Source organism: Acinetobacter gyllenbergii (assembly GCF_001682515.1).
Taxonomy (GTDB): Bacteria; Pseudomonadota; Gammaproteobacteria; order Pseudomonadales; family Moraxellaceae; genus Acinetobacter; species Acinetobacter gyllenbergii.
On the sequence record NZ_KV575262.1, the window covers coordinates 343405 to 356569 of the forward strand.

The window sequence follows — 13165 nt, forward strand, 5'->3', positions numbered from 1 at the left end:
ACTTGATTTTTTATTAGGCTGTTGCTTCCCGAATCATATTTTTTGCAATAATAATTTGTTGAACTTGCGTAGTGCCTTCATATAAACGGAACAAACGCACATCGCGATAAAAACGCTCAATGGCATATTCACTGATATAGCCTGCACCACCGTGAATCTGTACACAGCGATCAGCAACACGGCCACACATTTCAGTTGCAAACATTTTTGCGCAAGATGCTTCTGTACTGATGTTTTCGCCATTATCTCGGCGACGAGCTGCATCTAGGACCATACATTTAGCCGCATAAATCTCAGCTTTTGAGTCAGCAAGCATGGCTTGAATCAACTGGAAGTTCGCAATAGGCTGACCAAACTGTTTGCGCTCAATTGCATAGTGCAGTGCGTCATTTAACATACGCTCAGAAACGCCCACACTATATGCACCAATATGCAAACGCCCTTTATCAAGCACTTTCATTGCTGTTTTAAAACCGACACCTTCTACCCCACCAATCAATGCAGAAGCAGGTACACGGCAATTTTCAAAAATGACATCACAGGTATGAGAGCCTTTCTGCCCCATTTTTTGGTCAATTTTGCCCAACGTAATGCCTGGTGTGTTGGCCTCAACTAAAAAAGCTGAAATACCAGCTGACCCTTTAATTTCAGGATTCGTTCGTGCCATTACCGTGAAAGTTGCAGCGTGGGGTGCATTGGTAATAAATCGTTTGGTGCCATTTAGAATATAAAAATCACCGTCTTTGACTGCACTGGTTTTTAAAGATGCCGCATCAGAACCAGATTCAGGTTCAGTTAAACAAAATGAACCAATAATTTCGCCGCTTGCGTAACGCGGTAAATATTTTTGCTTTTGCTCTTCTGTACCATCAATCAAAATCGCACTAGAGCCAATACCGTTATTAGTACCAATTAAAGAGCGAAAAGCTGGTGAAGTTTGTCCAAGTTCAAATGCTACTCTGACTTCTTCTTCCATGGTGATGCCTAGGCCCCCATATTCTTCGGGAATTGTGAGGCCGAACAAACCAAGCTCACGCATTTGCTGCACTATGTCATCTGGAATTTTGTCTTTCTCTACCACTTCGTTTTCACGAGGGATCAATTCATTTTTTACAAAATCTCGAATAGTTGAAAGTAATTGTTCCAACATCCCTTCATCACGGATCATCTGTGATCTCCCTTTTTATGTATTTCCATCGTACCCACCAGCTATCTCCAGCTTGTCTGGATACCATGTTTTAAATCTTGTTTACTGCGGATGTGTTTCATAGTACGAGAACAAAAACACAAATTTCAAGCTTTTTTGAAAATTAATTTCGTTAAACGAAATTTAAAAAATCACCAATACACAATATCAATCACTTATCTTATTTGACCAATCATAATTACTCTAAGAGACTAAATAAAACTTGAAATAAATTCCAAAATAAGCATCATAAAAGGAATATAGTTTTGACATGCGAAACAAGGAATTCAAAATGAGTGTATTAACAGGGAATAATTCCGTAGAAGTTGACTTTTCTATTCAAAAAATAGCGATTGTAAAAATAAACCGACCTGAAGCAAAAAATGCACTGAATACAGAGCTTCGCAAACAACTAGCACAAGCTTTTACCGAATTGACTTTTAATGATGAGATCAATGCGGTTGTACTCACAGGTGGTGAAGAAGTTTTTGCTGCAGGTGCAGATTTAAAGGAAATGGCAACCGCAACTTCCACAGAAATGTTATTACGTCATACCGAACGTTATTGGAACGCAATTGCCCAGTGCCCTAAACCTGTGATTGCTGCTGTCAATGGTTATGCATTAGGAGGTGGCTGTGAACTTGCAATGCATGCTGACATTATTATTGCTGGTAAAGGCGCAATCTTTGGTCAGCCGGAAATTAAAGTCGGGTTAATGCCGGGTGCTGGTGGTACACAACGTTTGTTCCGTGCTGTGGGTAAATTCCATGCCATGCGCATGATTATGACGGGTGCTATGGTGAAAGCTGAAGAAGCTTATATGATTGGTCTTGTTTCACAAGTCACAGAAGACGACCAGACGATCCCAACTGCGATTCAAATGGCACAGAGCCTCGCAAAAATGCCTCCTATTGCCTTGCAACAAATTAAAGAAGTTGCGCTGATGAGCGAAGACGTTCCATTAAATGCTGGCTTAACCCTAGAGCGAAAATCATTCCAGTTACTATTTTCTACCGAAGATAAAAATGAAGGCGTTCAAGCTTTTATTGAAAAGCGTAAACCGTTTTATCAAGGTAAGTAATTCAAAACGATAATAACAAAGGAATGAAAATGAGCAGAAAAGTATTGATTAGTGCAGGTGGTTCTGGGATTGGTCGATGCATTGCCGAGGCATTTTTAACCAACCATGATGAAGTTTTTGTTTGTGATATTAGCGCTAAAAGCCTTGAACAGTTTCAGAAAGACTATCCAAAGCTGCATATACATACCTGTAATTTGGCTGATCATGAGCAAATTAAACTCATGTTTAATGAAGCAGTTCAGAAACTTGGCGGTATCGATATTTTAGTTAATAACACAGGCATCTCAGGCCCGACCGTTGCAGCAAATGAACTAAGTTTTGATGATTGGAACACGGTGATTAATTTAAACCTGAATAGCACTTTTTTAATGACCCAGTTAGCCATTCCCTATTTAAAGCAAGCAAAAGCAGGCGTAATTATTAATATGTCATCTATTGCCGGACGCTTAGGCTATCCATACCGTTTAGCCTATTCCACTTCCAAATGGGGCCTGATTGGTTTTACCAAAACGCTTTCTATGGAACTTGGTGCAGACAATATTCGAGTTAACGCGATCCTTCCAGGTGCGGTAGATGGTGATCGAGTTCAACGTGTATTACAGGCCCGTGCCAATGTAGCCCATACCTCACTTGAAGAAGTCACTCAAAACGCACTAAAAAATCAGTCGCTCAAATATTTTGTCAATCCAAAGCATATTGCAGATTTATGCCTATTTATAGCTTCAGACAGCGGACGCTCTATTTCTGGTCAAATCTTACCGATTGATGGTGATAAACAATGCTTAAGCTAAATCACCAAACCCTATTTTTCCGTTTAATTTCAAATATAGATTAATCATCAGGATGATCGACATGACTTATGATATTAAAAGCATGGCTGTGATTGGTGTCGGTATTATGGGCAGTGGTATTGCTCAAATTGCTGCACAGTCAGGTCATACCACTTATTTATATGATGCCAAAGCAGGTGCAGCAGAACAGGCCAAAGAAAAACTAGCTGCCACATTTCAAAAGTTAGTCGACAAAAATAAAATTACACTTGAGCAAGCAGCTCAGGCAAATAGCCATTTAGTTGTTGCTCAGCAAATTGAAGATTTAAAAAATTGCGATCTGATTGTAGAAGCAATTGTTGAACGCCTCGATATCAAACAGAGCTTGATGCAGCAGCTTGAAGATATTGTTTCCGACAATACCATTTTAGCCTCAAACACTTCTTCTCTGTCTATTACAGCGATTGCTGCAAATTGTAAAAAACCTGAACGTGTTGTGGGTTATCACTTCTTTAACCCAGTTCCACTCATGAAAGTGGTCGAAGTCATTCGTGGTTTAAAAACTGACCCTCTTATTATTAATGCCTTAAATGATCTGTCTCGTGCCTTTGGCCATCGCCCTGTTGTTGCGAAGGATACCCCTGGATTTATTATTAATCATGCAGGTCGCGCTTATGGAACTGAAGCACTTAAAATTTTAAACGAGAATGTCTGTGACATCAGTGAAATTGACCGAATTTTACGTGACGGCGTAGGATTTAGAATGGGTCCTTTTGAATTAATGGATTTAACTGGCCTTGATGTTTCTCACCCTGTGATGGAGTCGATTTATCATCAGTATTATGAAGAAGCCCGTTACAAACCAAGCCCGCTCACCAAGCAAATGCTAGATGCCAAGCAACTTGGACGTAAAGTCAATCAAGGTTTTTATAACTATGAGACGGGTTCAAAAACAGGTGAACAACCTGCCAAGTTTGTAGAGCGTTTAGCCCGATATCCAAAAGTTTGGATTGCGACAGATTTCCCTGAAGATAAAAAACAGCTCGAAGATTATTTAACTCAGCAAAATATTGCTCTAGACACCAACACCGAGCCACAAACAGATAGCTTATGTTTACTCGCTTGTTATGGTGAAGACACAACTCAAGCAGCTACTCGCCTAGGCGTTAACCCAGAACAAACTGTTGCGATAGACATGCTTTATGGCATTGCAAAGCATCGAACCTTAATGCCATCACTTATTATCAAACCTGAATACCGTCAGGCAGCTCACTCTATTTTCAATCTAGATGGAAATCTGGTCAGCATGATTAATGAAAGTATCGGCTTTGTTGCACAGCGTGTTTTAGCAATGGTGATTAATTTAGGCTGTGATATTGCACAGCAAAATGTTGCAACGGTTAATGATATCAATGCCGCTGTCCGCTTAGGCCTGGGTTATCCATTTGGCCCAATTGAATGGGGCGATCATGTCGGTAGCCAAAAAATCTTACTCATCCTCAACCGTATAACAGCGCTTACGCATGACCCACGTTACCGCCCTAGCCCGTGGTTACAACGTCGTGTCGCACTACATTTACCTCTTACTTTTACTCATGAGTCTTGAAAAGGAATTTCTCAATGTTAAATGCATATATTTATGATGGTTTACGTAGCCCATTTGGCCGTCATGCAGGTGAACTTGCCTCAATTCGCCCTGATGATTTAGCTGCAACTGTCATTCAAAAACTATTAGAAAAAACTGGTGTTCCAGGTGCTGATATTGAAGATGTAATTTTAGGCGATACCAACCAAGCAGGTGAAGACAGTCGTAATGTGGCTCGCAACGCGCTGTTACTAGCTGGATTACCAGTCACTGTGCCGGGCCAGACAGTAAACCGTCTATGCGCTAGTGGTTTAGGTGCTGTGATTGACTCTGCCCGTGCCATCACCTGTGGCGAAGGTGATTTGTATATCGCAGGTGGTGTAGAAAGTATGTCACGTGCACCTTTTGTCATGGGTAAAGCAGAAAGTGCTTATAGCCGTGATGCAAAAATTTATGACACCACAATTGGCTCTCGTTTTCCAAATAAAAAAATTATTGCCCAATACGGCGGTCATTCAATGCCAGAAACAGGTGATAATGTTGCGGTTGAATTCGGTATTAGCCGTGAGCAAGCCGATTTATTTGCAGCTCAATCACAAGCCAAATACCAAAAAGCCAAAGAGGATGGTTTCTTTGCTGGTGAAATCACCCCAATTGAAGTATTTCAAGGCAAAAAATTACCACCTAAATCAGTGAGCGAAGATGAACACCCCCGCCCAAGCTCAACTGTTGAAACACTCACCAAGTTAAAACCGCTGTTTGAAGGTGGTGTGGTCACTGCTGGTAATGCCTCAGGTATTAATGATGGTGCAGCGGCGCTCTTAATTGGTTCGGAAGCAGCAGGGCAAAAATATGGCCTAAAACCAATGGCAAAAATCTTGTCAACAGCGGCAGCTGGTATTGAACCACGTATTATGGGTGCAGGCCCTATTGAAGCAATTAAGAAAGCAGTTGCGCGTGCTGGCCTTACTTTAGACGACATGGATATTATTGAAATTAATGAAGCCTTTGCTTCACAGGTTTTATCGTGTTTAAAAGGCTTGAACGTTGATTTTAATGACCCACGTATAAACCCGAACGGTGGTGCGATTGCAGTGGGTCATCCATTGGGTGCATCTGGCGCTCGTCTTAGCTTAACAGTGGCACGCGAACTTATACGCCGTAAAAAGAAATATGCAGTGGTGAGCCTCTGTATTGGTGTAGGCCAAGGTCTTGCGATGGTGATTGAAAACGTTTCATAACCATTGATTCTGATATCCATTCATCACAACAGCGCAGTGATGAATGGATTTATTTTGCAGAGCGAAATATAATAGCAAAACTATTGCTTTAATTATATTTGAGGATCGAATGTCTCAAAACATGGAAACTGAAAAACCAATAAATTTTGATGAGATACGTTTAGATCCTATTTCGCATATACATCGAGAAAATAATCCGCAGTTTATTGCTTCTTTAGCACGCGGTTTAGAACTTTTAAGGTGTTTTTCTGCAAATAATCAGGTGCTTGGCAACCAAGAATTAGCAAAAATGATAGGTTTACCTAAACCGACCATTGCACGTATTACCAATACCCTTGTGTCATTAGGTTATTTAAAACAATTGCCTAACTCAACCAAATACACATTAGACATTGGTGTTTTATCTTTAGGATACGCAGCATTATCTAACATCTCGATTCGTAATATTGCTCATCAATATATGGAAGAATTGAGTCAGTATGTTCAAGCCCCTGTGGCAATGGCAACGCGTGACCGATTAAATATGGTGTATATCGATGTTGTACAAATTGAAACTGCATTAAATATGCGTCGTCCAATTGGTTCTACTTTGCCAATTCATAGTAGTTCAATGGGCCGAGCATGCTTAGCTGCGACCCCTGAACGTGAACGTAACTTTCTACTTGATGCGTTGAAACAAAAGAATCCCGAAAACTGGCCAGCCATAAAACGTTCTTTAGAACGAGCTTTCCGTGACTACCAAGATTATGGATATTGTTTGTCATTAGGCGAGTGGCATAAAGAAGTGAACTCGGTGGCTGTGCCTTTGGTCAGCTCCAAACATGGTCTTTATGTTTTTAACTGTGGTGCACCAAGTTTTCATTTAAATCCGGAAAAACTTGAAGGTGAAATTGGACCACGTTTAATCCATATGGTGCACAATATTCAAGATGCCTTGAATGAAACGCACTAACAATCGTGCTTAAAACAATCATGGTTGAGTTGATTAAAGTTCCACTTTCATTATGACTAAGGCATGATGAAAAACGCACTCTATACCCCAACCATTATTTTAATGGCGATTGCCGCAGGCATTTGTACAGGCGGAAATTATTTTAGTCAGCCACTCATTCATTCAATTAGTGTAAGCCTAAATTTAACCGAAACAACTACAGCGTGGGTGCCTACTCTAGCCCAAATCACCTACGCATGTGGCTTGCTTTTCTTAATGCCATTAGGGGACATAATAGAAAAGCGCAAGCTACTCTTTATCTTTATGCTATTGGCTTCAAGTGGATTAATTATTAGCGGTTTTTCGCACAACATCTATCTTTTACTGCTTGGTACCGTCATTACTGGTCTTTTTTCCAGTTCAGCCCAATTGTTATTACCCCTTGCTGCAAGTCTGGTTCCGATTCAACAAAGCGGCCGTGTTGTTGGCTTTTTACTGAGCGGACTGATGATGGGGGTTTTACTCGCCCGTTCCCTTTCAGGGCTGATGTCTACGCTGTTTGCATGGAATATTATTTATCTGGTCAGTGGTTTTTTATTACTTGTTATTGCCTTTATTTTGCATCGTAATATCGGGTTATTTCCACCCACCAAATCTGAAAACTATGCGAAAACCATTCGCTCACTTCCACAGATTTTTATTCAAAATCGACGGTTAAGGACTAGAACTTATATTGGTGGTTTTACATTTGCTTGTGTTAGCCTAACCTTTACCACCATGTCGTTGCTACTGGCTCCAGCGCCCTACTTTTTTAGTGACTTTACCATTGGTCTTTTTGGTTTTGTTGGCGTGTTAGGGACTTTCATTGCTAATTTCTCAGGCAAATTTATTGATCAAGGCTATATTCATAAAATTTCGATCTATTGCGGCATTGGGCTAATTTTAAGTTGGATACTTTTTTCACTTTTACCCTATCATTTTACCTTTTACATTATTGCTTTACTCATTCTCTACGCCTCTCTTTCTGCGGTACATGTCACCAACCAAAGTATTGTATTTAAACTTAATCAAGAATTACGCTCACGGTTTAACGCGATTTATATGACAGGTTACTTTGCTGGCGGTGCATTAGGTACAACAGCGGGAAGCTATGCTTGGAAACACTTCGGATGGATGGGTGTCTGTATTTTAGGTTTAATTTTTGCCGTTTTATGTCTTTATTATTGTGTGCGTGATATAAAAAACCAGCATAAATATGATGCTGGTTTTTAAAATGAAGAACGTGCTTAACTAATTTCGGTACGAATATTATTCACCATATGTAAAAGACGTGGAGCAATATCCTCTTCAAGTTTTTCTCGATTCATAATAAAGCTCGGCCCACCACAGTTAAACACCAGTAAACCATGCTGTTCATGAATTAATGGAACCGCAACCGAGTTTACATCTTTATGCCATTCACCAATCGAAAAACAATAGCCAAAATCCTGATAGTCTTTAAAGGCTTTATCCAGATCACGGTTAATCTTGATCCAATCTTCTTTATGCTTACTGCGAATCGCATCAAGTAAAAATTCTCGTTCATCTTCAGGCATGGCAGCTAAACATGCACGCCCCATCGAACTTAAATGAATCGGTAAATAGGTTCCAACTTGACGGCGCATGGTCATATTGCCTTTACCTTGTACCACATCCAGATAAATCATATTCAGTCGATCACGTGTTGCCATTGCAACAGCAGCGCCCGCATAGTCAGCTAAATTCTTCATATAGGGATGCGCAATAGAACGAATCGATACATTTGAAAGCATGGAGTAGCCAAAAGCCAAGACACCCACAGAGAGTTGGAATTTGCTTGAATTCGGGACTTGCTTGATATATCCCAAACGAGACAAAGTATGCGTGAGACGAGTAATCGTTGGCTTCGGCAAACCTGTCATTTGCGCTAATTCCTGATTTCCCAAATGCTGATGTTTTGGAGTGAAGCAGCGTAGCAGCTCTAAACCACGAGCTAAAGCCGTAATAAATTGGCGGTCATTTTCATCTTGCATGTCTTCAATCGGATGTAACAACTCATGCCTTAAAGGCGCTAGTAATTTTTCTGTTTGTTCTGCATCTACGGCATCATTCATGATTTTACCAATCTAAATATTTGTTTCGCACTGCGAAAATTATAATCTATTTTTTCTATAATAAACAGTTAAAGCTCATCCATGAATATCTAAACAACCTAGTTAAGTACAATCAAAAAGCAAAGTCAAAATACAGATGCATTTTGACTTTGGTACATTTTTTATCCAACAATCCCTTTCAGCTTTAATTCATCCAGTTTTTCCTGAGAAAGAACCCGAGTTAAAATCTTATCAGTATGCTCACCCAATAAAGGTGGCGCAGTTTTATACTCAACTGGCGTTCTTGAAAGTTTGATCGGCGACCCAATCACGGTTAGCTTCTCGCGTTGCGGATGCGGCATATCAACCAGCATTTTTCTTGCAATCACTTGCGGCTCTTGAAAAGCCTGTGCCAGATTATTGATCACTCCAACAGGAACTTTAGCTGCATAAATAGCAACAACCCATTCATCTGCTGTCTTTGTTAAAAAATGCGCTGATAGAATCCCAATAATTTCATCTCGATGCTGAATACGGTCTGCGTTGCGACTAAATCGAGAATCATTCGGTAAATCAGGTAAGCCAATACTTCTGCACAACTGAATAAACTGAGTATCATTGCCACATGCAATAATAAACTCCCGATCAGCAGCTTTAAACACCTGATATGGCACAATATTGGCGTGTGCATTGCCATACCGTTCAGGCACTTTTCCAGAAGACAGATAATTCATTCCCTGATTGGCCATTGTTGCAATTTGCACATCTAATAAAGCCATATCGATATATTGGCCCAAACCCGTCACATGACGATTGAGTAGCGCGGCTTGAATAGCAATCGTAGAATATAATCCTGTGGCCAAATCAGAAAATGCCACGCCTACTTTTTGTGGACCTCCTCCAGGCAAATCATCCTTTTCTCCTGTGACGGACATTAGCCCACCCATTCCCTGAATAATAAAATCATAGCCAGGCTCTTCTGCACGTGGACCATCTTGTCCAAAACCCGTGATCGAACAATAGACCAGACCCGGATTGATTGCGAACAATGCAGCATAATCCAGCCCATATTTTGTCAGCGAACCAGCCTTATAATTTTCAATGACAACATCTGTATCCTGAATTAAAGCTTTGATCAGTTCCTGTCCTTCAGGAGTGGCAATATCAATTGCAACCGAGAGCTTATTACGATTTGTCGACTGATAGTAAGCTGCTTCTCGCGTGTCTGATCCAGCATCATCCTTCATCCAAGGTGGCCCCCAAGATCGGGTATCATCTCCGACCTTTGGTCGTTCCACCTTAATCACTTCTGCACCCAGATCAGCAAGTATCTGTCCACACCACGGTCCAGCCAGTACCCGACTCAAATCAAGTACACGAATTCCATTTAAAGCGCCCATGTTTATCCTACTCACTTGTGCTTAATTTCCTATAGGAAAACTTACCTCACATAAGTTTCGCATAGCGATATATATTTTTAATATACAAACAAGATTTTAAAAAATCAAACCTTAATTTCCCATCAAAAAATATGATTTTTATTCAATAAATATAGATTAATTAAATCAACAGATTAGAATCCACCAACAACAAACATCATACCGCATTGCGAAATTTATTTTCAAAATATATTGTTTTGTGAGATTCCTTTGATTACTATCGCATCAATATTGATGATTTTACGAACATCGTATTTTTGTTTTTAGCTGCTTGTACAAAGGATATGACTATGATTCGAGATCAGGAAACACTGAACCAACTGGTCGATATGATTCGACAATTTGTTGAAGGTGTATTAATTCCTCATGAGAATGAAGTCGCTGAAACAGATGAAATTCCAAAAGATATTATTGAGCAAATGAAATCACTTGGCCTGTTTGGACTCACCATTCCAGAACAGTACGATGGTCTTGGGCTGACGATGGAAGAAGAGGTTTATATTGCTTTCGAGCTTGGTCGTACTTCCCCAGCCTTTCGCTCTCTGATCGGCACCAACAATGGGATTGGCTCTAGCGGTCTAATTATTGATGGTACTGAAGCACAAAAATCTTTTTTCCTGCCTCGTTTAGCACGTGGTGAAGTGATTAGCTCTTTTTGCTTAACCGAACCAGATGCTGGTTCAGATGTAGCAGCCTTAAAAACAACGGCTGTGAAAGACGGCGATTTCTATGTCTTAAATGGTACCAAGCGCTTTATTACCAATGCACCTCATGCTGGCGTATTTACAGTGATGGCACGTACCAACCCTGATATTAAAGGTGCTGGCGGTATTTCTGCATTTATTGTCGATAGTCAAACTTCGGGGATTTTTCTTGGCAAACGAGATAAAAAAATGGGACAGAAAGGCGCACATACCTGTGATGTGATTTTTGAAAATTGTCGTGTTCCTGCGTCTGCATTGATTGGTGGCGTAGAAGGTATGGGCTTTAAAACAGCCATGAAAGTTCTGGATAAAGGTCGTTTGCATATTGCTGCCCTGAGTGTAGGGGCAGCCACACGCATGTTGGATGATTCTTTAAAGTATGCGATTGAGCGTAAACAGTTTGGTCAACCGATTGCTAGTTTTCAGTTAATCCAAGCCATGTTGGCTGATTCCAAAGCAGAAATTTATGCGGCTAAATGTATGGTTCTAGATGCAGCCCGCTGCCGTGATCATGGTGAAAATATTAGTACAGAAGCATCCTGCGCAAAAATGTTCGCCACTGAAATGTGTGGCCGCGTAGCTGACCGCTGCGTACAGATTCATGGTGGAGCGGGTTATATCAGTGAATATGCCATTGAGCGCTTTTACCGTGATGTACGCTTGTTCCGCTTATATGAAGGCACCACGCAGGTTCAACAATTGATTATTGCAAAAAATATGATTCGCGCTGCGTCTTAAACATTTTTTCAGCACTTTCAAACGATTTGAAGTGCGATCAGTCAAATGTAGGTAATGGATTATGGCTACAAATTACAATGCACCCTCCTCTGCAATAAAAGCTCATACTTGGAAAATTGCTTTTATTTTTGCATTTCTGGCTTTATTGGTAGATGGCGCAGACTTAATGCTACTGTCCTATAGCTTAAATAGTATTAAGGCAGATTTTGGCTTAAGCTCGGTTCAAGCTGGTATGCTCGGTAGTTTTACTTTGGCGGGTATGGCCATTGGTGGGATTTTTGGTGGTTGGGCATGTGATAAATTCGGGCGTGTCCGCATCGTTGTTATTTCGATTCTCACTTTTTCGCTATTAACTTGCGGACTTGGTTTTACTCAAAGTTTTCTTCAATTCGGTATTTTAAGATTTTTTGCTTCATTAGGCTTAGGTTCACTTTATATAGCCTGCAACACCTTGATGGCTGAATATGTACCTACACGGTATCGTACCACAGTACTCGGAACTTTACAGGCGGGCTGGACCGTCGGATATATTGTAGCAACATTGCTTGCAGGTTGGATTATTCCAGATCATGGTTGGCGTATGCTATTTTATGTTGCCATTATTCCTGTCATTCTTGCGATCTTCATGCATATTTTGGTTCCAGAGCCACTCGCATGGCAAGAATCCCGTTTACAGCAGCCTAATTTAAGTGAGAACGCTGAAAAACCGTCAGCTTTGAAACTTATTTTTCAGGATAAACGCAATCGTAATATGTTTATACTCTGGGCTTTAACTGCTGGTTTCTTACAATTTGGTTATTACGGTGTGAATAACTGGATGCCTTCATATCTGGAAAGCGAACTCGGAATGAAGTTCAAGGAAATGACAGCCTATATGGTAGGTACCTATACAGCCATGATTCTCGGTAAAGTACTTGCAGGGATGATGGCAGATAAACTTGGACGCCGTTTTACTTATGCTTTTGGTGCAATTGGCACTGCAATTTTTCTGCCACTAATCGTTTTCTATAATACCCCCGAAAATATTTTATTTTTACTGGTTGTCTTCGGCTTTTTATACGGTATTCCATATGGTGTAAATGCCACCTATATGACTGAAAGCTTTCCAACAGCGATTCGTGGTACGGCTATTGGCGGCGCATACAATGTAGGTCGTTTAGGTGCTGCAATAGCACCTGCAACGATTGGTTTTTTAGCTTCTGGTGGATCTATTGGTTTAGGTTTTGTTGTCATGGGAGCAGCTTACCTGATTTGTGGTGTGATTCCTGCCCTGTTTATTAAGGAAAAACTCTACGACCCACAAAATTCTTAAAAGTAGATCTTCCAATAAAAAGGCCAACTTGATCAAGTTGGCCTTTTTATGCCTCCTCTAAATCTCT

General features: G+C 40.5%; 11 protein-coding genes. 8 read left to right on the forward strand and 3 right to left on the reverse strand.

The window, feature by feature from the left end:
• Positions 1-13: 13 nt before the first annotated feature.
• A complete protein-coding gene (locus NG55_RS07620) occupies positions 14-1168 on the reverse strand; it encodes an acyl-CoA dehydrogenase family protein (protein ID WP_016541027.1) in 1155 nt (384 codons plus the stop codon).
• A 310-nt stretch (positions 1169-1478) separates the two neighbouring features.
• Here NG55_RS07620 and NG55_RS07625 point away from each other — a divergent pair, with 310 nt between their 5' ends.
• From NG55_RS07625 to NG55_RS07650, 6 genes are all read left to right on the forward strand, one after another.
• Entirely contained in the window at positions 1479-2267 is a 789-nt protein-coding gene (locus NG55_RS07625) for an enoyl-CoA hydratase (RefSeq protein ID WP_065342896.1), read from the forward strand.
• 29 nt (positions 2268-2296) lie between these two features.
• The gene (locus tag NG55_RS07630) at positions 2297-3058 is read left to right on the forward strand and encodes an SDR family oxidoreductase (RefSeq protein WP_065342897.1); all 762 of its coding nucleotides are present in this window, start codon (positions 2297-2299) and stop codon (positions 3056-3058) included.
• Positions 3059-3119: 61 nt separating this feature from the next.
• Positions 3120-4643: a 3-hydroxyacyl-CoA dehydrogenase gene (locus NG55_RS07635; RefSeq protein ID WP_065342898.1), complete on the forward strand. Its 1524-nt coding sequence runs from the start codon at positions 3120-3122 to the stop codon at positions 4641-4643.
• Positions 4644-4657: 14 nt separating this feature from the next.
• Positions 4658-5863 carry a 3-oxoadipyl-CoA thiolase gene (locus tag NG55_RS07640; RefSeq protein WP_065342899.1) on the forward strand — a complete coding sequence of 402 codons (1206 nt, stop codon included), beginning with the start codon at positions 4658-4660 and terminating at the stop codon, positions 5861-5863.
• 109 nt (positions 5864-5972) lie between these two features.
• The gene (locus NG55_RS07645; RefSeq protein WP_016541022.1) at positions 5973-6815 is read left to right on the forward strand and encodes an IclR family transcriptional regulator; all 843 of its coding nucleotides are present in this window, start codon (positions 5973-5975) and stop codon (positions 6813-6815) included.
• Between the two features lie 63 nt (positions 6816-6878).
• Entirely contained in the window at positions 6879-8066 is a 1188-nt protein-coding gene (locus NG55_RS07650) for an MFS transporter (protein ID WP_065342900.1), read from the forward strand.
• A 14-nt stretch (positions 8067-8080) separates the two neighbouring features.
• On the opposite strand, the gene NG55_RS07655 is transcribed toward NG55_RS07650, so the two are convergent.
• Both NG55_RS07655 and NG55_RS07660 read right to left on the reverse strand, forming a co-directional pair.
• The gene (locus tag NG55_RS07655; RefSeq protein WP_000996082.1) at positions 8081-8926 is read right to left on the reverse strand and encodes an IclR family transcriptional regulator; all 846 of its coding nucleotides are present in this window, start codon (positions 8924-8926) and stop codon (positions 8081-8083) included.
• Between the two features lie 161 nt (positions 8927-9087).
• Positions 9088-10305: a CaiB/BaiF CoA transferase family protein gene (locus NG55_RS07660; RefSeq protein ID WP_065342901.1), complete on the reverse strand. Its 1218-nt coding sequence runs from the start codon at positions 10303-10305 to the stop codon at positions 9088-9090.
• Positions 10306-10634: 329 nt separating this feature from the next.
• Here NG55_RS07660 and NG55_RS07665 point away from each other — a divergent pair, with 329 nt between their 5' ends.
• Positions 10635-11786, forward strand: a complete 1152-nt coding sequence (locus NG55_RS07665) for an acyl-CoA dehydrogenase family protein (protein WP_065342902.1) — start codon at positions 10635-10637, stop codon at positions 11784-11786.
• Positions 11787-11847: 61 nt separating this feature from the next.
• Complete coding sequence (locus tag NG55_RS07670) at positions 11848-13098, forward strand: MFS transporter (RefSeq protein ID WP_016541018.1); 1251 nt, start codon at positions 11848-11850, stop codon at positions 13096-13098.
• Positions 13099-13165: the final 67 nt, after the last annotated feature.